21 protein-coding genes are annotated in these 19,738 nt (G+C 46.6%); 20 read left to right on the forward strand and 1 reads right to left on the reverse strand.

Features of this window, described 5'->3' with window-relative positions; all coding sequences use genetic code 11:
- The first annotated feature begins 251 nt into the window (after window positions 1–251).
- Window positions 252–1,289 carry a DNA polymerase III subunit delta gene (gene holA / locus SFC66_RS07300; protein WP_411218055.1) on the forward strand — a complete coding sequence of 346 codons (1,038 nt, stop codon included), beginning with the start codon at window positions 252–254 and terminating at the stop codon, window positions 1,287–1,289.
- Between the two features lie 80 nt (window positions 1,290–1,369).
- On the opposite strand, the gene rpsT is transcribed toward holA, so the two are convergent.
- Window positions 1,370–1,636, reverse strand: a complete 267-nt coding sequence (gene rpsT / locus SFC66_RS07305; RefSeq protein WP_095222467.1) for a 30S ribosomal protein S20 — start codon at window positions 1,634–1,636, stop codon at window positions 1,370–1,372.
- A gap of 164 nt (window positions 1,637–1,800) precedes the next feature.
- On the opposite strand from rpsT, the gene gpr reads away from it, so the two are divergent.
- The 19 genes from gpr (at window position 1,801) to yqfC (ending at window position 19,725) form a co-directional block, all read left to right on the forward strand.
- Window positions 1,801–2,886, forward strand: coding sequence for a GPR endopeptidase (gene gpr / locus SFC66_RS07310; RefSeq protein ID WP_411218056.1), 1,086 nt, complete (start codon window positions 1,801–1,803; stop codon window positions 2,884–2,886).
- Window positions 2,887–2,971: 85 nt separating this feature from the next.
- Window positions 2,972–4,162: a stage II sporulation protein P gene (gene spoIIP / locus SFC66_RS07315; RefSeq protein WP_411218057.1), complete on the forward strand. Its 1,191-nt coding sequence runs from the start codon at window positions 2,972–2,974 to the stop codon at window positions 4,160–4,162.
- Window positions 4,163–4,164: 2 nt separating this feature from the next.
- Window positions 4,165–4,491, forward strand: coding sequence for a hypothetical protein (locus SFC66_RS07320; protein ID WP_411218058.1), 327 nt, complete (start codon window positions 4,165–4,167; stop codon window positions 4,489–4,491).
- 114 nt (window positions 4,492–4,605) lie between these two features.
- Window positions 4,606–6,426 carry a translation elongation factor 4 gene (gene lepA, locus SFC66_RS07325; RefSeq protein WP_411218059.1) on the forward strand — a complete coding sequence of 607 codons (1,821 nt, stop codon included), beginning with the start codon at window positions 4,606–4,608 and terminating at the stop codon, window positions 6,424–6,426.
- A 62-nt stretch (window positions 6,427–6,488) separates the two neighbouring features.
- Window positions 6,489–7,649: a radical SAM family heme chaperone HemW gene (gene hemW / locus SFC66_RS07330; protein WP_411218708.1), complete on the forward strand. Its 1,161-nt coding sequence runs from the start codon at window positions 6,489–6,491 to the stop codon at window positions 7,647–7,649.
- Window positions 7,650–7,725: 76 nt separating this feature from the next.
- Window positions 7,726–8,754 carry a heat-inducible transcriptional repressor HrcA gene (gene hrcA / locus SFC66_RS07335; protein WP_411218060.1) on the forward strand — a complete coding sequence of 343 codons (1,029 nt, stop codon included), beginning with the start codon at window positions 7,726–7,728 and terminating at the stop codon, window positions 8,752–8,754.
- 66 nt (window positions 8,755–8,820) lie between these two features.
- Entirely contained in the window at window positions 8,821–9,381 is a 561-nt protein-coding gene (gene grpE, locus SFC66_RS07340; RefSeq protein ID WP_411218061.1) for a nucleotide exchange factor GrpE, read from the forward strand.
- A 36-nt stretch (window positions 9,382–9,417) separates the two neighbouring features.
- The gene (dnaK, locus tag SFC66_RS07345) at window positions 9,418–11,235 is read left to right on the forward strand and encodes a molecular chaperone DnaK (protein WP_411218062.1); all 1,818 of its coding nucleotides are present in this window, start codon (window positions 9,418–9,420) and stop codon (window positions 11,233–11,235) included.
- 148 nt (window positions 11,236–11,383) lie between these two features.
- Entirely contained in the window at window positions 11,384–12,508 is a 1,125-nt protein-coding gene (dnaJ, locus tag SFC66_RS07350) for a molecular chaperone DnaJ (protein WP_411218063.1), read from the forward strand.
- Window positions 12,509–12,527: 19 nt separating this feature from the next.
- On the forward strand, window positions 12,528–13,466 hold the full coding sequence (gene prmA, locus SFC66_RS07355; protein WP_411218064.1) for a 50S ribosomal protein L11 methyltransferase: 939 nt from the start codon (window positions 12,528–12,530) through the stop codon (window positions 13,464–13,466).
- 15 nt (window positions 13,467–13,481) lie between these two features.
- Window positions 13,482–14,228: a 16S rRNA (uracil(1498)-N(3))-methyltransferase gene (locus tag SFC66_RS07360; protein ID WP_411218065.1), complete on the forward strand. Its 747-nt coding sequence runs from the start codon at window positions 13,482–13,484 to the stop codon at window positions 14,226–14,228.
- An 11-nt stretch (window positions 14,229–14,239) separates the two neighbouring features.
- Entirely contained in the window at window positions 14,240–15,586 is a 1,347-nt protein-coding gene (gene mtaB / locus SFC66_RS07365) for a tRNA (N(6)-L-threonylcarbamoyladenosine(37)-C(2))-methylthiotransferase MtaB (RefSeq protein ID WP_411218066.1), read from the forward strand.
- Between the two features lie 19 nt (window positions 15,587–15,605).
- Complete coding sequence (deoC, locus tag SFC66_RS07370) at window positions 15,606–16,271, forward strand: deoxyribose-phosphate aldolase (RefSeq protein WP_411218067.1); 666 nt, start codon at window positions 15,606–15,608, stop codon at window positions 16,269–16,271.
- 137 nt (window positions 16,272–16,408) lie between these two features.
- Window positions 16,409–16,582 carry a 30S ribosomal protein S21 gene (rpsU, locus tag SFC66_RS07375; protein WP_077308578.1) on the forward strand — a complete coding sequence of 58 codons (174 nt, stop codon included), beginning with the start codon at window positions 16,409–16,411 and terminating at the stop codon, window positions 16,580–16,582.
- Window positions 16,583–16,603: 21 nt separating this feature from the next.
- Window positions 16,604–17,050 (forward strand): GatB/YqeY domain-containing protein, encoded by a 447-nt coding sequence (locus tag SFC66_RS07380; protein WP_411218068.1) that lies wholly within the window; start codon window positions 16,604–16,606, stop codon window positions 17,048–17,050.
- 161 nt (window positions 17,051–17,211) lie between these two features.
- Window positions 17,212–17,913, forward strand: a complete 702-nt coding sequence (locus SFC66_RS07385; RefSeq protein ID WP_411218069.1) for an NfeD family protein — start codon at window positions 17,212–17,214, stop codon at window positions 17,911–17,913.
- Window positions 17,910–18,896: a flotillin-like protein FloA gene (gene floA, locus SFC66_RS07390; protein ID WP_411218070.1), complete on the forward strand. Its 987-nt coding sequence runs from the start codon at window positions 17,910–17,912 to the stop codon at window positions 18,894–18,896. The genes SFC66_RS07385 and floA overlap by 4 nt, the downstream gene beginning before the upstream one ends.
- Window positions 18,897–18,919: 23 nt before the next feature.
- A complete protein-coding gene (locus SFC66_RS07395) occupies window positions 18,920–19,363 on the forward strand; it encodes a hypothetical protein (RefSeq protein WP_411218071.1) in 444 nt (147 codons plus the stop codon).
- A gap of 80 nt (window positions 19,364–19,443) precedes the next feature.
- A complete protein-coding gene (yqfC, locus tag SFC66_RS07400; protein WP_170829697.1) occupies window positions 19,444–19,725 on the forward strand; it encodes a sporulation protein YqfC in 282 nt (93 codons plus the stop codon).
- Window positions 19,726–19,738 lie beyond the last annotated feature (13 nt).

Consider the following 19,738-nt stretch of genomic DNA (forward strand, 5'->3'; position numbering starts at 1 on the left):
AAAAGAGGCAAACGAACTTACCTCCCAGCAGGTACTTACCTCGATTAGCAAGAGTTGTCACCAATAACTTCTATGCTAACAGGATAACCTAGAGGTAAGAAAACACCGCTTGTGTTGCAGCCTCCGGAGCTGGCTAACAAGAGCGTTCATATAGATTTGAGGGGGACAGCATATTGTTCTCCTCTGTTCCACCTTGCGTTAATAGCTGTTTGCCGATACGATAAACAGTAGGATTACGTAGGAGTGAGAATATGTCATATACTGACGCTTTAAAAGCAATCAAGAAAAAGGATTTTTCCCCCATATATTTACTATATGGCACGGAGTCTTATTTCATGCAGGATATAAAGGAAAAAATCGAGAAACAATTCGCCCTTTCTGACGGAACGAATGTGTCTGTTTATGATTTGGAGGAAACATCCATCCAGGAAGTGATCGCGGATGCAGAGGAGTATCCTTTTTTCAGCGAACATAAGCTGATCCTTGCTTATCATCCTTTCTTCCTGAAAGCAAAACCGGAAAAATCAGCGGTGGACCACCGTCTGGAAAGCTTGGAACAGTATTCGCAAAATCCAGCTGCTTGGACAACACTTGTTTTGCTCGCACCATATGAGAAAGTGGACGAACGGAAAAAGATCGTCAAAGCGATTAAAAATACTGGACAAGCTGTTGCTTGTCTTCCTGTGAAAGAATGGGATTTATCGGATTGGATCGTCACATTGAGCAAGGAAAACCGGATTGAGCTGGATGAAGCAGTGACTGATTTGCTCATTCAGGAAGCGGGGACTGATCTCAGCATGCTGCGCGGGGAGATCGAAAAGCTTGCATTGTATGCCGGGGAAGGCAGCAGAGTGACCCTGGAAATGGCTGAGTCACTTGTATCCCATCAGCAAACAAGTTCCGGCTTGAAGCTTGTGGATAGCTTGATGAATGGCGATTTGGCGAAAGCCATTTACATTTTCCATGATCTTATCAAGCTGAAAGAAGAGCCGATTGCTTTGATAGCTTTATTGGCCTCGCAATTCAGGACGATCCTACATGTGAAGCTTTTGAAGCATAAGGGTTATAATCAAGCGAAAATGGCTGAAGTGACGAAGGTCCATCCCTTTGTGGTCAAGTTGGCTTTGAAGCGGGAAGCGCATTTCTCCGAGGAAGAATTAAAGGAGATACTTTTCTTGGCTGCTGAAACGGATGCAGACCTGAAGCAAGGACGGATGGAGAAGAATCTTGCGTTTGAACTGCTGCTCCAGCAAATCGTCACAAAACGAAAGAAAGCCCGGATGGTTTAACATGACCAACGGGCTTTTTTTGTAATAAAAAACGATTCCTCATGAGGAATCGTTCTTCTTAGCATACTATGATTAGCTTATTATGCGCCAAGAGCGTTAACTTTTTTAGTCAAGTTAGACTTCTGACGGTTAGCTTTGTTGCGGTGGATGACACCACTTTGTGCAGCTTTATCAATTTTGCTTGAAGCTGTTAGAAGAGCTGTTTTAGCAGTTGCAGCATCGTTGTTGGAAACAGCAGTTTCCACGTGTTTCACTGCAGTACGCAAATCGCTTTTCAAAGCTTGGTTTCTTAGACGAGCATCGTTATTTACACGAACGCGTTTAATCGCTGATTTAATATTTGCCATGTTAAATTCACCTCCGGCACATTTCATCTTACAACAAAAGCCATTGTACCAAAGCAGAGCGATGTTTTCAACAATTCTTTTCAATGAAGCAGTCACATTTTGTATGATATAGGGTCAATTTGCTTATGCTAATGCTGACTTTTGTGGAAAGTGGAGGGATGAATGTGATCAAGCAGCTGCAAGTTCGGACGGATTTGGCCATCGAAGCGAAGGATCTTTATGCATCGAGTGAACAAAAGCAAGGAACGGCCGCAGGTATTTCGGTAACTGAGAAAAAAACAGAAGGAATCACCGTCAATTACGTTCAAGTTAACGAAGAAGGCGCAAAACAAATCGGCAAAAAAGCTGGCATCTATATTACGATTCATTCGGAATCAGTTAAAAATCAGGATACCAAACAAGAAGAAGAGACAGCACTCGTATTGGCAAAAGAGCTGGAGCAGATGCTTTCGGAAAATGATATACCGACAACTGCGACGGGGCTGATCGTAGGACTTGGGAATTGGAATGTGACGCCGGATGCGCTTGGACCCGAAGTGATCGAAAAAATCATGGTCACCAATCATTTATTCAATCTGCAGCCTGAATCAGTGGAAGAAGGCTATCGGCCGGTTTCAGCCGTATCACCGGGTGTGATGGGAACGACAGGTATTGAAACGAGCACCCTTATCCATGGAATCATCGAAAAAACGAAGCCCGATTTCGTCATAGCAGTCGATGCTTTGGCCGCTAGATCAGTCACACGTGTCAACAGTACGATCCAGTTATCCGACACAGGCATCCATCCGGGATCCGGTGTCGGTAACAAGCGGAAAGAGCTCAGCAAGGAAACGCTTGGTATACCAGTATTCAGCATCGGTGTCCCGACCGTTGTTGATGCGGTGACCATTGCTAGTGATACGATCGATTATCTTTTCAAGCATTTCGGCAGGGAATGGAAAGAAAGAGATAAGCCCTCAAAAGCACTCGTCCCGGCAGGTATGCGTTTTGGGAAAAAGGAATTGACAGAAGAAGATCTGCCAAGCGAGGAGCAGCGCCAAGCTATCTTCGGGATGGTTGGCGGCCTGACGGAAGAAGAAAAGCGCCAGCTGGTTCATGAAGTGCTGACACCCCTCGGACACAATCTGATGGTGACACCAAAGGAAGTGGATGGATTCATTGCCGATATGGCACATGTGATTGCTGCAGGTATCAATGGCGCTTTGCACGAAAAAGTGAATCCAGCGAACCTTTCGGATTATACGCGCTGATTTCTTTCAGGGGTTCTACTTCAAGCTCGTCTCTCATAGATTCTAGTAACGTTCAACTAGATTCGAAAAGAGAGGAGCTTCTTTCGTGGGGAAAAAGAAGAAAAGTTATCATCGAAGGCGCACAGGCGTACTTTTCATTTATAAACGGACACTCCTTCTCATTGGAGCGGTTCTTATCCTATTGACTGGTATTGCGGCACTGACCACTGCAGGGCCTGCTTACCGGCTGTCTTCCCAATCGCTGACAGAGTGGACAAGACAGCTGGATAGCACTGTTTATCTGGATATTCTGGGTAATGAAAATAAGCTTTTCCGAAGCGTCAGACCCGAAGAAGCTCCACCAATCAAGCTTTCCTCCATATTCATGCAGATGCTCACTACCATCAAACCGGATGATCCACGGACATTGCTTGGCTCTGAGATTCCAGGATTTTCTTTATATGAGAACCAAATTGTCATTGCCGGGGAAGGGACAAACTATACGAACTTGCCGATTGAATCGGCACAGCCGGATCATGTCATCGAAGAAGCCCCGGAACAAGCAGAAGAAGAAGAAAAGCCTCAGGAAGAAGAGCAGCCACCGCCGGCGGACGAGAGCCAGGAGGAAGAAGCGGCACCTTCCACTGACGGAAAAGACGTGGTTTATATCTATTACACGCATAATCAAGAATCGTATTTACCTTCACTTGATGCCCAGCAAAAAGACAATGCCTATAACAAAAATGCCAACGTCACGCATGCTGGTGAGGCGCTGGCAAACAGATTGGAAGAACTCGGTATCGGTGCGATCACGGACCAGACAGATATAGGTGCCATCTTGAATGAGAGAGGCATGGCATATCACCAATCTTATGAAGCTTCACGGGAAGTGGTGGAAGCGGCTGTCTCCCAGCATAAAGATGTCTCTTTCGTGTTTGATATCCACCGTGACAGCTTGAAGCGAAAAGACACCACCAAGGAAATAGACGGAGAGATGTATGCAAAAGTCGTATTCGTTGTCGGTGCGGAAAATAAGGATTACGAAAAAAATCTGAAAGTGGCAACGGATTTGCACAAAAAGATAGAAGAGAACTACCCGGGCTTGAGCCGGGGGGTCATCACGAAGCAAGGTGCTGGAGTCGACGGAGTTTACAATCAGGATGTTTCCGACAAAGCAGCTTTGCTGGAAATCGGCGGCGCAGAAAATACGCTGGATGAAGCGACGCGCACAGCAGAATTATTTGCAGAGCTTTTTGCCGATTATTATTGGGAAGCAGAAAAAGTCCAAGGAGGATGAGAGTGATGAAATATCTTGTGGCAGTGCTGATGATGGCGACATTGTTTTTTGGCGGAATATTGGTGGGGATGGAAAAAGAAGATGTCCAGCAGGCTGCTCAGCCAGGGACACTCCACCCCCAACAGCAGGATGGACGACTGACAGCCTCGGCAGCCTTGGGCAGCACGGAAGAAGCGCCTGTGATGGAACGAACGGCTCCTGTTTCAGATGAAGGGGCGGGTAATTCAGTGATCCAGCAGCTGGCAATCGGCATTGGCAGTGTGTTCACTGGTATCTGCTCCATCATCATTACGGCGATTGAGCAGCTTTCCAGCGCTTTGTTCGGATGATACTTAGCACTTAAAAACATTGAATAAACAAGGCGCAATTGCTATAATCAATGCTAGTTATTGTTACGGCTGCTTCTTATGTGGTAGCTTCGGACAATTTAGGAGTGATTTTGATTGGTAGATAAAAACAGACGAAATCAGCAGCATGTGCGGAATTTCTCGATCATTGCCCACATCGATCATGGGAAGTCGACATTGGCTGACCGTATTCTGGAGAAAACGAAAGCTCTTACTGCGCGTGAGATGAAAGCACAGTATTTAGATGCCATGGATCTGGAACGGGAACGAGGCATCACGATCAAACTTAACGCCGTGCAGCTTGAGTATGAACGGGAAAATGGCGAGACATATATCTTCCATTTGATAGATACACCGGGACATGTCGATTTTACATACGAAGTATCCCGAAGCTTGGCGGCCTGTGAGGGAGCAATCCTCGTAGTGGATGCAGCACAAGGTATTGAAGCGCAGACACTGGCCAATGTATATTTGGCGATGGACAACGACTTGGAAATCATCCCGGTCATCAATAAAATCGATTTGCCTAGTGCTGATCCAGAACGGGTCAAACAGGAAATCGAGGATGTCATCGGCATCGATGCCAGTGACGCCATTTTGGCTTCTGCTAAAGCTGGTATCGGTATCGAAGAAATCCTTGAGGCAATCGTGGATCGGATTCCGCCGCCGCAAGGAAAGCAAGAAGAGCCGCTTAAAGCATTGATCTTTGACTCTTTGTATGACTCTTATCGTGGTGTCGTGGCTTACACGTGTATCAAAGAAGGTTCCGTGAAGGTCGGCGATAAGATCCACATGATGGCAACCGGCAAGGAATTTGAGGTCAACGAAGTTGGCGTCTTCAATCCGGCGCCAGTCAAGAAGGATGAGCTTGTCGTGGGTGATGTTGGTTATTTGACTGCCTCCATCAAAAACGTCAGTGATACCCGGGTGGGTGACACAATCACCTTGGCTAATAATCCCGCAAGTGAAGCATTGCCTGGCTACCGACGTTTGAATCCGATGGTGTATTGCGGATTGTTCCCGGTTGATGCGAGCAATTACAATGACTTGCGTGAAGCATTGGAGCGACTAGAGCTGAATGATAGTTCCTTGCAATATGAAGCAGAGACATCCCAGGCGCTTGGATTCGGTTTCCGCTGCGGATTCCTCGGTCTTTTGCACATGGAAATCATCCAGGAACGTATCGAACGTGAGTTCAATATCGACCTGATCACGACAGCACCGAGTGTAATCTATAATGTTGTCATGACAGATGGCAGCGAAGTGCGTGTCGATAATCCTGCTGCTTTACCGGATGCGCAATCTCGTACCGAAGTACAGGAGCCATACGTAAAAGCATCCATCATGGTGCCGAATGATTATGTCGGTACAGTCATGGAGCTATGTCAGAAAAAACGCGGCGATTTCCAGGACATGCAGTATCTGGATGATGTCCGGGTGAACGTCGTGTATGAAATCCCGCTTTCCGAAATCGTCTATGACTTTTTCGATCAGCTGAAATCACAGACAAAAGGATATGCAAGCTTCGATTATGAATTGGTCGGATATAAAGCATCCGATCTTCAGAAGATGGATATCCTGCTGAATGGTGATACAATCGATGCATTATCCTTCATCGTACACCGTGATTTTGCATTCGATCGCGGTAAGACGATTGTTGAGAAATTGAAGGCGCTAATACCACGTCAGCAATTCGAAGTACCGGTTCAGGCGGCAATCGGTAATAAAATCGTTGCCAGATCCACTATCAAAGCGATACGTAAAAATGTCTTGTCCAAGTGTTATGGCGGGGATATTTCACGTAAGCGTAAATTGCTTGAAAAGCAAAAAGAAGGTAAGAAACGGATGAAGATGGTCGGTTCCGTGGAAGTTCCACAAGAAGCGTTCATGGCCATCCTGCAGATGGACGACGAATAAAAAAACAGACAACCCTTGTCCTTATCAGACAAGGGTTTGTCATTGCGGAAGGAGGCAGCATGATGAACGAAGTGAAATCCGCTTATATCCATATTCCTTTTTGTGAGCAGCTTTGTCACTACTGCGACTTCACGAAATTCTTTTACCGTGAAGATAGCGCAGATGATTATGTAGAAGCATTAAGGAAAGAAATAGAGCATTATATCCCGAACAGGCAGAAAATGAATACGATCTTCGTCGGCGGCGGTACACCGACAGCACTGAACATGAGGCAGCTCGAACATGTATTGAAAAGCGTGGATAAGGCGTTTGATGTGCATGCAGCCAAGGAATATACCTTTGAAGCGAATCCTGGGGATTTGACTTTGGAGAAAGCGAAGCTGCTTCGAGAATACGGTGTCGATCGTATCTCGCTTGGTGTACAAGTATTCGACGATGAGCTGCTCGAGGCAATCGGGCGTGTCCATCGGGTGAAGCATGTGTATGAAAGCATGGACTTATTGAAGCAAGCTGGCTTTGATAATATCAGCATCGACCTGATTTATGCACTGCCAGGACAGACATTGGAGCAATTTGGGCATACTGTGGAAGAAGCCTTGCAATTCGATTTGCCGCATTATTCTTCTTACTCGCTGCAGATTGAGCCTAAAACAGTCTTTTATCAGCGCTATAAAAAGGGTACATTGAAAAAGGCACCCGAAGAATTGGAAGCAAACATGTACAATCTGCTGCGCGACGAAATGAAAGCACACGGCAGGCAGCAATACGAAGTAAGCAACTTTGCGCTGCCCGGCAAAGAAAGCCAGCATAATCTTGCATACTGGAACAATGATTTTTACTACGGACTCGGAGCAGGCGCGCATGGCTATTTACCAGGCCGCCGGATCATCAACATCCGCCCATTGCCGGCTTATCTGAAACAAGCCAATGAAAATGGCATTCCAGTACTGCACGAGGAAGCAATAGGCCGCAAGGAACGCATAGAAGAAGAGCTGTTCCTTGGACTTCGCAAGAAAACCGGCGTCAGTAAAGCTGCTTTTCGTGAAAAATTCGGTATCGGACTTACCGATGTTTACCGAAAACCTCTCGATTTGCTGATCAGTAAAGGCTGGCTGATAGAAGATGCTGATCATGTCGCGATGACAGAAGACGGTTTTTTATTCGGAAATGATGTATTCCAGGAGTTCCTTCTGGACGAAGAACCGGCAAGCGTTTCGAATTGACAATTTTATTAGGCTTTGTTACCTTATATGTATATTTAGCACTCCCTAAACTAGAGTGCTAATCGAGGTGATGATCATGCTGACAGAAAGACAGCTGCGTATCCTTCAGGTCATAGTCGATGATTTCATTGAGACGGCTCAGCCGATCGGCTCGCGTGCAATCTCCACGAAGCAGGATGTTGCTTATAGTGCTGCAACGATCCGTAATGATATGGCTGAATTGGAGCTTCTTGGCTTGATTGAAAAGACGCATACTTCATCGGGAAGGGTGCCTTCTGAAAGAGGTTACCGTTTCTACGTGGATCATCTACTGACACCATTTCACTTGACGCAACAGGATACGTCAGCGATTAAACGGACATTCTCTGCGAATATCCGGGAGATGGAAGATGTTGTCCAGCAGTCCGCTGCACTGTTGTCAGAGCTGACTAATTATACGAGTATCATACTCGGACCCGAAATGCTCGAGACGAAACTCAAGCACATTCAGATTCTGACATTGACGGATCATAGTGCCGTCATGATCCTTGTTACAGACACTGGACATGTAGAGCACAGATCTTTCCGTATTCCAGATGGGATGGATCATGGGGAGATGGAGAAAGTCGTGAATATCCTGAATGACCGCTTAGCTGGTGTGCCGCTGATGATGGTGCCCGGCAGATTGAAAGCGGAAGTGCAGGAATTGCTCAAACAGCACACTGCCCATTACGAAACCATGTTCACTTATCTGCGTTCTTTCATGGAAACCCAGCAGCCATTCAAGCTTTATTTCGGCGGCAAGACGAATATCCTGATGCAGCCTGATTTCCAGGACTTGAATAAGCTGCGGTCCCTCTATACGATGATTGAAGAAGAAGGCGAATTGATCGCCCAGCTTCTTAAAGGAGAGCAAAACGATCTCCATGTTTCAATCGGCACAGAGAACAAGCTGGATGCGATGCAGGATTGCAGTTTTGTGACAGCAAGTTATACAGCGGACGGCAAGCATATGGGTACTGTCGCTCTGCTCGGACCGACCAGGATGGAATATTCCCGGGTGATATCACTTATGCATGTTCTATCGAAAAATCTGACCAGTGCTTATCGGGATTGGCAGAAATGAGTTGAATATGGCTTGCTTTTCCAGCAAGCCTTTCATATAAGCTACCCTTTTCAGGAGGTGACCATTATGGCAAATGAAGAAAATAAAAATGTAAATGAAACCGAAGAGCAGGAAGCTGTCGAAACAGAAGTGATCGATGCAGCACCAGCTGAGGAATCTGAAGCAAATGAAGAAGGCAGTGAAAAACTGGCGCAGCTCGAACAAGAAAAAAATGAGATGCAGGAACGTCTGCTTCGCTTGCAGGCCGAGTATGATAACTTCCGCAAGCGTACACAGAAAGAAAAAGAAGCTGCCAGCAAATATAGATCTCAAGATTTAGCCGAAGCATTGCTGCCGGTTGTCGACAACTTGGATCGCGCGCTTCAGACTGTACAGGAAGAAGAAGCGAATAAAGGCTTCGTCGATGGCATCCGCATGGTGCATCGTCAGCTGCTTGACGCATTCGAAAAGCAAGGTATCGAAGCAGTCGAAACAGTCGGCCAGCCATTCGATCCGCACCTGCACCAAGCTGTCATGCAGGTGGAGAATGCAGATTACGAACCGAATACGGTCGTGCAGGAATTGCAAAAAGGTTATAAATTGAAAGACCGTGTCATCCGACCGGCTATGGTTCAAGTGAATCAATAAAGCACTACATATGCTCTAAAGGAGGAAAAATACAAAATGGGTAAAATCATTGGTATTGACTTAGGTACAACTAACTCTTGTGTGTCCGTAATGGAAGGTGGGGAAGCACGCGTCATTCCGAACCCGGAAGGCAACCGTACAACCCCTTCCGTCGTGGCATTCAAAAATGGGGAAAGACAAATCGGGGAAGTTGCGAAGCGTCAGGCTATCACGAACCCGAATACAATCCAATCCATCAAACGTCATATGGGTACGGATTACAAAGTGGAAATCGAAGGCAAGTCTTATACGCCTCAAGAAATTTCTGCCATCATCTTGCAATATATCAAATCTTTCGCGGAAGATTATCTTGGTGAAACTGTCGATAAAGCTGTTATCACAGTTCCTGCTTACTTCAACGATGCAGAGCGTCAAGCAACCAAAGATGCTGGTAAAATCGCTGGTCTTGAAGTGGAACGTATCATCAACGAACCTACAGCAGCAGCGCTTGCTTACGGTATCAACACAGAAGAAGATCAAACAATCCTTGTTTATGACCTTGGCGGCGGTACATTCGACGTTTCCATCCTGGATATCGGCGATGGTACGTTCGAAGTGGTTTCCACTGCAGGTGACAACCGTCTTGGCGGTGATGATTTCGACCAAGTGATCATCGATCATCTTGTGGCAGAATTCAAAAAAGAGAACGGCATCGACCTTTCCAAAGATAAAATGGCAATGCAGCGTTTGAAAGATGCAGCTGAAAAAGCGAAGAAAGATCTCTCTGGTGTTACGCAAACACAGATTTCCCTTCCATTCATCACTGCCGGAGCAGAAGGCCCGCTTCACTTGGAGCTTTCCCTATCCCGTGCGAAATTCGATGAAATCTCTGCTGACTTGGTAGAGCGTACAATGGGACCTACACGTCAAGCACTCCGTGATGCAGATCTTTCTGCAAGCGAAATCGACAAAGTAATCCTGGTTGGTGGATCTACGCGTATTCCTGCTGTTGTGGAAGCAATCAAAAAAGAAACTGGTAAAGATCCTTCCAAAGGCGTAAACCCGGATGAAGTTGTTGCACTTGGTGCTGCTATCCAGGGCGGTGTCTTGCAAGGTGATGTGAAAGACGTTGTACTTCTTGACGTTACACCACTTTCCCTTGGTATCGAAACGATGGGCGGCGTGTTCACGAAATTGATCGAGCGCAATACGACGATCCCGACAAGTGCATCCCAAGTATTCTCTACAGCTGCGGATAATCAGCCATCTGTGGACATCCACGTGCTTCAGGGTGAACGTGAAATGGCAGCGTACAATAAAACACTTGGACGCTTCCAATTGTCCGATATTCCGCCGGCACCACGCGGTGTACCGCAAATCGAAGTAAGCTTCGATATCGACTCCAACGGTATCGTGAATGTGCGTGCGAAAGATCTTGGCACGAACAAAGAACAATCCATCACAATCAAATCTTCTTCAGGCCTTTCCGATGAAGAAGTTGAAAAAATGGTGAAAGAAGCAGAAGATAATGCGGAGGAAGATAAAAAACGCCGTGAAGAAGTAGATCTTCGCAACGAAGCTGATCAGCTAGTCTTCCAAACAGACAAAACATTGAAAGATCTTGCTGAAAATGTTTCTGAAGAAGATAAGCAAAAAGCAGAAGCAGCGAAAGAAGAACTGAAAACAGCATTGGAAGGCACTGATATCGAGGATATCAGAACGAAGAAAGATGCCCTTTCCGAGCAAGTGCAAGCATTGTCTGTAAAACTGTATGAGCAAGCAGCTCAAGCACAGCAAGCCCAAGGCGGCGAAAAAACAGACGATGATGTCGTTGATGCTGACTTCTCAGAAGTGAACGACGACGATAAGAAATAAGAAACAGAAACTATAAAGACAAGACGACAAGTCAAAGCCGCTTAAGTGCAGGCTTTGACTTGTTACATGTTAAGAGCATTTGCCCCGTACAGGGCTCCATGTTATGATAAAATTTATGTAAAGAAGAGAGTCGGGAGAGTGATTGTCAGTGAGTAAGCGGGATTACTACGATGTGCTTGGTGTCTCAAAAGGCGCTTCTAAAGAGGAAATCAAAAAAGCATATCGCAAACTTGCGCGCCAATACCATCCAGATGTGAACAAGGCAGACGATGCAGCCGATAAGTTCAAAGAAGCAAAAGAAGCTTATGAAGTTCTCGGCAATGAGCAAAAGCGTGCCCAATACGATCAATTCGGTCATGCCGGCCCGCAAAGTCAAGGTTTTGGCGGAGCTGGTGCACAGGATTTCAATGGTTTTGGCGACATTTTCGATATGTTCTTTGGCGGCGGAGGACGCCGCAGCGATCCGAACGCGCCGCGTCAAGGTGCAGATTTGCAGTACACAATGACGCTGAAATTCGAGGAAGCGATTTTTGGTAAAGAAACTGATATCGAGATTCCAAAAGAAGAAGAATGCGATACATGTCACGGTTCAGGAGCCAAACCAGGCACCAAGCCGAAGACTTGTACACATTGTAATGGAAGCGGACAGCTCAATGTGGAACAAAACACGCCATTTGGCCGTGTCGTGAATCGACGCGCATGCAACACATGTAATGGAACTGGTAAAATCATTCCGGATAAATGTAAAACATGCGGTGGCTCCGGACGTGTCCGCAAACGCAACAAAATCCATATCAATATTCCTGCAGGTATCGATGACGGCCAGCAGATCCGTGTATCCGGCAAAGGTGAAGCTGGTGTAAACGGAGGTCCCCCTGGAGATCTATATGTAGTCATCCAAGTACGCAATCACGAGTTCTTTGACCGCGATGGCGATAATATCTATTGCGAAATGCCGATTACGTTCGCCCAGGCAGCACTCGGCGATGAAATCAAAGTACCGACAGTTCACGGCTCGGTGAATCTGAAGGTCCCTGCCGGCACCCAAACAGGAAAGGTATTCCGCTTGAAAGGCAAAGGTTCGCCGAATGTCCGCGGATATGGCCAAGGTGATCAGCATGTCAAAATCCGTGTCGTAACACCTACGAATCTATCTGACCGTCAGAAGGAGCTTCTGCGTGAATTGAACGACATCAGCGGTAACGAACCTACTGACGAACAGCATGACAATATCTTTACGCGTATGAAACGTGCGTTCAAGGGTGAGTCTTAATAAAAGGAGTGACGTGTACGTGAAATGGGCAGAGCTGTGCATCCATACGACGAATGAAGCAATCGAACCGATTTCGAATATCCTGCATGAGGCAGGAGCGAGCGGTGTCGTGATTCAGGACCCGGAGGATTTGGTCAAAGATCATAAAACGACATTTGGTGAAATCTATGAATTGAATCCAAATGACTATCCGGCAGAAGGTATTTTTGTCAAGGCGTATTTACCTATGAACAGCTTTCTGAATGAATCAGTCAATGAAATAAAGGCAGCGGTGACGAATCTTACAGAATATCAGATCGATATCGGTGCAAATGAAGTATCCGTCAGTGAAGTGGATGAAGAAGACTGGTCCACGGCTTGGAAAAAGTATTATAAGCCAGTGAAAATTTCCGAAACCTTCACCATCATTCCAACTTGGGAAGAATATACGCCGGTTGCAAGTGATGAAGTGATCATGGAACTTGATCCAGGGATGGCATTCGGCACAGGGACGCACCCGACCACGGTACTTAGTGTACAAGCTATCGAGCGCTTTGTGAAAAAAGGCGATATCGTCATCGATGTCGGTTCTGGTTCGGGTGTATTGAGCATCGCGGCTGTGCTGCTGGGTGCCGACCATGTACATGCATTCGATCTGGATGAGGTGGCGGTCAACAGCACCAAAATCAATGCAGAGCTGAACCAAGCCGCAGGCAGCATCACCGCTTCAACGAATAATCTGCTGGAAGGTGTGGAGATCGAAGCGGATGTCATCGTCTCCAACATCCTTGCTGAAATCATCTTGAAATTCACGGATGATGCGTATAAGTTGATCAAGCCAGGCGGCCTGTTCATCACAAGCGGCATCATCAGCCAGAAGAAGGGCGATGTCAAAGAAGCCTTGACTGCATCTGGTTTTGAGATTGTCGAAGTCAATGAAATGGAAGATTGGGTAGCCATCATTGCAAAGAAGAACTAAGGCAGGTGTGAAAGCATGCAGCGTTATTTCGTAGAAGCTGCCAACTGGCAGGGTGATCAGGTTACGCTGGATGGGCAGGATGCGCATCATATTAACCGTGTCATGCGCATGAAACAAGGCGATGAAATCATCTGTGTCCATCCGGGAGGTCATGCAGCTAAGTGTCGGATTTCCGAGCTGACGGCAGAACATGTTGTTGTCATTGTTTCAGAACAAATCGATATCGATACGGAAATGCCGATAGCTGTGACGATTGCCCAGGGCCTGCCAAAGGGTGACAAACTGGAATTTATCGTGCAAAAGGGAACGGAACTGGGAGCAACCGGTTTCGTCCCTTTTCAAGCAGCAAGATCCGTTGTAAAATGGGACGAGAAAAAGAAGGACAAAAAACGCCTCAGACTTGAGAAAATCGCCAAGGAGGCAGCAGAACAGTCCAGCCGTCAGACCATACCGATCGTTGAGGATGTGCATTCCTTCCAGATGCTGCTTGAGGGCAGCGGTACATACAAGCATAAATTGTTCGCATATGAGGAAGCAGCAAAAGGATTGAAAGCAGAACCGCTGCGTTCTGTCTTCCAACACATTTCATCATCAGATAATGTACTTGTCGTCATCGGACCAGAAGGCGGATTCAGTGAATCAGAAGCAGATCAGCTGCAGGAAGCTGGTTTCGCTCCGATCAGGCTGGGTCCCCGTATCTTAAGGACGGAAACCGCAGCGTTATACATGTTGGCTAGTCTATCGTACCACTTTGAAGAATGAGGTGTTTTTCCATGCCTACAGTGGCATTCCACACATTAGGTTGTAAAGTTAATCATTATGAGACGGAAGGCATTTGGCAGAAATTCAAAGCCCAAGGCTATGAAAGAGTCGATTTCGACCATCAGTCCGATGTTTATGTCATCAATACATGCACAGTAACGAATACAGGAGATAAAAAAAGCCGTCAGATCATCCGCCGGGCAGTGCGGAAAAATCCCGAAGGTGTCATTTGTGTGACAGGCTGTTATGCACAGACATCACCTGGGGAAATAATGGAGATTCCAGGCGTGGATATCGTAGTGGGTACCCAAGGCCGGGACAAAATGATCGAGCATATCGAGGAATTCAAGAAGACGAAAGAACCGATCAATGGCGTTTCCAACATCATGAAAAACCGTGTCTTTGAAGAAATGGATGTTCCTGCTTTCACCGACCGTACACGTGCATCTTTGAAGATCCAGGAAGGCTGTAATAACTTCTGTACGTTCTGCATCATTCCGTGGTCACGCGGATTGCTTCGTTCCCGCAACCCAGAGGATGTCATGAAGCAAGCGCAGCAGCTCGTCGACGCCGGATACAAGGAAATCGTCCTTACCGGTATCCATACAGCAGGGTACGGTGAAGATATGCAGGATTATAACTTTGCGAAATTGTTGCGGGAATTGGAATCCAACGTCCGCGGACTGAAACGAATCCGCATATCATCCATCGAAGCAAGTCAGATCACGGACGAAGTGATCCAAGTGCTGGATGAATCCGAGAAGATTGTCCGTCATTTGCACATACCGCTTCAATCCGGTTCTGATACTGTTTTGAAACGAATGCGACGCAAGTATTCCGCGGACTTCTATCGCAGCAAGATAGAAAAAGTCAAAAAGGCTCTGCCTAACCTTGCCATCACTAGTGATGTGATTGTAGGCTTCCCGGGCGAAACAGAAGAGGAATTCATGGAAACGTATCGCTTCATCCAAGAAGTGGGCTACAGCGAACTGCATGTATTTCCTTATTCCAAGCGTACTGGGACGCCTGCTGCCCGCATGACGGATCAAGTGGAAGATGAAATCAAAAATGAACGCGTACATCGCTTGATCACACTTTCCGATCAACAAGCGAAGGAATACGCATCTCAATTCGAAAATGAAGTGCTGGAAGTCATTCCAGAGGAACTATATGATGCAAATGAATCGGATTCAGTATATGTTGGCTATACCGATAACTATTTGAAAGTGAAATTCGAAGCAACCCCGGACATGGTGGGTAAAATCGTCCGTGTGAAGCTTACAAAAGCCGGTTACCCGTATAATGAAGGTCAATTCGTCCGTGTCATGGATGAAGAAGAAGCAAGTGTGACTATCTAACAAAAAGGAGCAATCTCTCTTGGAAAATATCGCAGCATATATTGATCACACCTTATTGAAGCCAGATGCAACCAAGGAACAAATCGACGTGATCGTCAAAGAAGCGGCGGAGCATAAATTTGCCTCCGTCTGTGTAAATCCGTACTGGGTATCCCACTGTGCTGAACAGCTGAAGGGGACGGATGTAAAAGTCTGCACTGTCATCGGATTCCCTCTCGGCGCATCGACTAGCGCCGTAAAAGCTTTGGAAACAAAGGATGCAATTGAAAAAGGTGCTGGGGAAATCGATATGGTCATCAATATCGGCGCTTTGAAATCCGGCGATTTGGCAACGGTGGAAGCGGATATCCGTGCTGTAGTGGAAGCCGCTGCTGGTGTGCTGACAAAAGTGATCATCGAAACTTCCTTGTTGACCGAAGAAGAAAAAGTCACAGCTTGTGAGCTTGCAGTGAAGGCTGGTGCCGATTTTGTCAAAACGTCAACTGGATTCTCCGGGGGCGGCGCGACAGTGGAAGATATCAAGCTGATGCGTGATACAGTAGGCCCTGATATCGGTGTCAAAGCTTCCGGCGGCGTACGTGACCGTGAAGCTACGCTTGCAATGATCGAAGCGGGTGCGACTCGCATCGGGGCGAGTGCCGGCGTACAGATCATCGCAGGTGTCTCTGGCAGCAGCGATTATTGATATTTTATGGAAAGGTCCAGGATTATGCACCTTTCTATTGACCAGGATTTAGCATTATATTATAATGAGCAAAGACATATGCAGCAGTGCATATGAGATAGCACACTGTTGTTTGCTTCGGAGGGAGGGAAATTAGCATGTCAAACACTACTCGCGTTCGCAAAAACGAGTCTCTTGAAGATGCTCTTCGTCGCTTTAAGCGCACTGTTTCTAAAAGCGGTACTCTATCTGAATACCGTAAGCGTGAATTTTACGAAAAACCTAGTGTTCGTCGCAAGAAAAAATCTGAGGCGGCTAGAAAGCGTAAGTAAGCAAAGAGGGTGCAAAGAGATATGTCATTAACAGAACGTCTGAACCAGGACATGAAGACTGCAATGAAAGCAAGGGACAAGGAAGCGCTCAGCGTCATCCGTATGGTGAAAGCCTCCTTGCAGAACGAAGCAATTCGTACTGGTAATGACAAACTGTCAGAGGATGAAGAACTTACCGTTTTATCTCGTGAGGTAAAACAACGAAAAGATTCCCTCCAAGAATTTCAAGAGGCTGGACGCGATGATCTAGTTCAGAAGCTTGAAGCGGAGCTTCAAGTTCTGCAAGATTATTTGCCGAAGCAGCTTTCGGAAGAAGAACTTGAAGACATTATTAAACAGACCATCACGGAAGTGGGAGCTGCTTCCAAAAAAGACATGGGCTCAGTCATGAGTGCTGTCATGCCGAAAGTCAAAGGCAAAACCGATGGATCTTTAGTTAATAAAATCGTGAATAAGCACTTGTCTTAACTGATAGTATATGGATATCTGAGAAAATCCCAATCATTTATGATTGGGATTTTTGCTTTAATTAAAATATAATGATAATAGGTGAAACCTTTTACATAATAGAACGTATACGTTACTGTACATAACATCTGTAACGAAACCAGTACCTCGGGAGGATACGTATGCTGCCATATTTCACACTTCCAAGCCTTCAGGCATCCGTGCAGGCCTTCGGCGATACACTGCAAGCCTGGATCACATCTCCTGTCATCGTAACCATACTCCTATCCGTGGCGTTTGCCGGGTTGGCAGTCGAGATGTTCACACCTGGTTTTGGTGCTGGCGGCATTCTTGGCATTGCTGCAGGAGGGATCTTCCTTTATGGCCACATTGCCGGAGGGCTTGCGACAAGTACGGATATCCTGCTTTTGACTGCGGCCATCATTTTACTTGTCTTGGAATTATTCGTACCTGGCGGGATTATGGGCATACTCGGTATGATCGGGCTGCTTTGGGCATTGTTTCGAATGGCAGCTGACAGAACCGATATGATGATCAGCGTCAGCATCGCATTCGTCGTGACTGTCATCGCTGTCATTTATATCATTCGCATCGTGGGTTTTGAAAAAGGTATGTTCAAACCGATGATCCTCCAAGACACACTCAGACCCGATACGCTGCCAAGTTTGACAGCCCTTATCGGCCAGCGCGGTGTAGCCAAAACTCCACTACGTCCCACAGGGACAGCTGAAATAGGGGACAGCGTGATGGAAGTGATCACCGAGGGCAGGTATGTTGCCAAAGGTTCGGAAATAGTTGTTATCCGTACAGAAGGCAAGAAAATCATCGTCAGTTCCGTGACAAACAAGGAGGAAAAACAATGAATCAAGATATTCTCGTACCGATTATCATTGCTGCGGTCATTTTGATCGCACTTATCATCCTGTTTACATTCGTACCGGTTGCACTATGGATCAGCGCCCTGGCAGCAGGTGTCCGTATCAGCATCTTCACATTGGTGGGGATGCGTTTAAGACGTGTTATCCCTTCACGTGTCATCAGCCCATTGATCAAAGCCCACAAAGCTGGTCTGCAAGTGGATACAAACCAGTTGGAGAGTCACTATCTGGCGGGTGGTAATGTTGACCGTGTCGTGAACGCACTTATCGCAGCACATCGAGCGAATATCGAATTGTCATTCGAAAGGGCAGCAGCAATCGACTTGGCAGGCCGTGACGTTCTGGAAGCCGTACAAATGAGTGTCAACCCGAAAGTTATCGAAACACCTTTCATTTCCGGTGTTGCCATCGATGGTATCGAAGTAAAAGCGAAAGCACGTATCACAGTTCGTGCAAACATCGACCGCCTGGTCGGTGGAGCCGGTGAAGATACGATCATCGCACGTGTCGGTGAGGGAATCGTCAGTACGATCGGTAGTTCTGAAAACCATACAAACGTATTGGAAAATCCAGATAAAATTTCTCATAACGTCTTGGAGCGCGGATTGGATTCCGGTACTGCTTTTGAAATCTTATCCATCGATATTGCCGATATCGACATCGGCAAAAACATCGGTGCGATGCTTCAAATCGACCAAGCGGATGCAGATAAGAATATCGCCCAAGCCAAGGCAGAGGAACGCCGTGCAATGGCCGTGGCCCAGGAACAGGAGAACTTGGCTCGAGTACAAGAGATGCGCGCCAAAGTAGTGGAAGCCGAAGCGGATGTACCGCTTGCACTGGCTGAAGCGCTTCGTTCCGGCAACATGGGTGTGATGGATTACATGAATTACCAAAATATCAATGCGGATACAACGATGCGCGACAGCATCGGTGACTTGTCGAAAAATGATGAGGAAGAACGTTAAGTTTTTAGAAAGGTGGCAGGTGCATGTCTGATATTTTCCAATTTCTCGTGCCATTAATCATTGCCGGTGTTGTGTTCTTATTCAATGCGGCTGGAAAAAAAGGAGATCAAGATGAAGATCCCCGGCGCACACAGCCTCCGGTCAAGAACTGGAAGGAAAAGCAGCGGCGCTCCAGTAAAGAACAACCTCAGCAAAATCAACAGCCAGTAAAAGCACCGGAACTGGTCAGGGCAGAACGGAAAGCGGAAGACTTGAGAGGCCAGGCGGCTGAAGCAATCCAACAAGTTGCCGATGTGCGCAGTGCCTCCTCCGTCCGCCGTACAACAAAAGATCAACCAGCAACCAAACCAATCACATTGAAGCGGCCTACAAGCAGACAAATTGCAGAACAGGTCCTCTGGTCGGAAATTCTGGGAGAACCACGTGCAAAGAAACCGCATCGCACGTACAGTAAGCGAGTCCAATAATGGGCTCGCTTTTTTCATGCTGATGATTGTTCTGACTTCCTACCATGCAACATAGAATGTGCAGAGGGGAGCTGATGGAAATGAAAAAATGGCAGCAGCGAATCGGAAATTGGTTCACCGAGCATTTGGATATGCCTGCTGATGTAGTACTCGAACTCCCTCGTATCACGACAATCGGCCACTTTCATGCCTACATCGAGAATCACAGGGGGTTGGTCCTCTTTTCCGATAACGAATTGCGGCTGCGGCTCAATAAAGGCTTTCTCCGGATCACAGGGGAATCTTTTGTATTGAAAGTCATGCTGCCAGAGGAAATCCTGCTCGAAGGCAAAATGAAAGAATTCAAATTCATTGATTCATAAAGCGAGCAGACCA

Source organism: Terribacillus saccharophilus, from assembly GCF_046592895.1.
GTDB lineage: Bacteria > Bacillota > Bacilli > Bacillales > Amphibacillaceae > Terribacillus > Terribacillus saccharophilus_D.

Excerpts from the sequence above, each read along its gene's own strand:
- holA (WP_411218055.1), top strand. The coding sequence starts at position 252 with ATGTCATATACTGACGCTTTAAAAGCAATCAAGAAAAAGGATTTTTCC.
- rpsT (WP_095222467.1), bottom strand. The coding sequence starts at position 1,636 with ATGGCAAATATTAAATCAGCGATTAAACGCGTTCGTGTAAATAACGAT.
- hemW (WP_411218708.1), top strand. The coding sequence starts at position 6,489 with ATGAACGAAGTGAAATCCGCTTATATCCATATTCCTTTTTGTGAGCAG.
- hrcA (WP_411218060.1), top strand. The coding sequence starts at position 7,726 with ATGCTGACAGAAAGACAGCTGCGTATCCTTCAGGTCATAGTCGATGAT.
- grpE (WP_411218061.1), top strand. The coding sequence starts at position 8,821 with ATGGCAAATGAAGAAAATAAAAATGTAAATGAAACCGAAGAGCAGGAA.
- dnaK (WP_411218062.1), top strand. The coding sequence starts at position 9,418 with ATGGGTAAAATCATTGGTATTGACTTAGGTACAACTAACTCTTGTGTG.
- SFC66_RS07360 (WP_411218065.1), top strand. The coding sequence starts at position 13,482 with ATGCAGCGTTATTTCGTAGAAGCTGCCAACTGGCAGGGTGATCAGGTT.
- mtaB (WP_411218066.1), top strand. The coding sequence starts at position 14,240 with ATGCCTACAGTGGCATTCCACACATTAGGTTGTAAAGTTAATCATTAT.
- rpsU (WP_077308578.1), top strand. The coding sequence starts at position 16,409 with ATGTCAAACACTACTCGCGTTCGCAAAAACGAGTCTCTTGAAGATGCT.
- SFC66_RS07380 (WP_411218068.1), top strand. The coding sequence starts at position 16,604 with ATGTCATTAACAGAACGTCTGAACCAGGACATGAAGACTGCAATGAAA.
- SFC66_RS07385 (WP_411218069.1), top strand. The coding sequence starts at position 17,212 with ATGCTGCCATATTTCACACTTCCAAGCCTTCAGGCATCCGTGCAGGCC.
- floA (WP_411218070.1), top strand. The coding sequence starts at position 17,910 with ATGAATCAAGATATTCTCGTACCGATTATCATTGCTGCGGTCATTTTG.
- SFC66_RS07395 (WP_411218071.1), top strand. The coding sequence starts at position 18,920 with ATGTCTGATATTTTCCAATTTCTCGTGCCATTAATCATTGCCGGTGTT.
- yqfC (WP_170829697.1), top strand. The coding sequence starts at position 19,444 with ATGAAAAAATGGCAGCAGCGAATCGGAAATTGGTTCACCGAGCATTTG.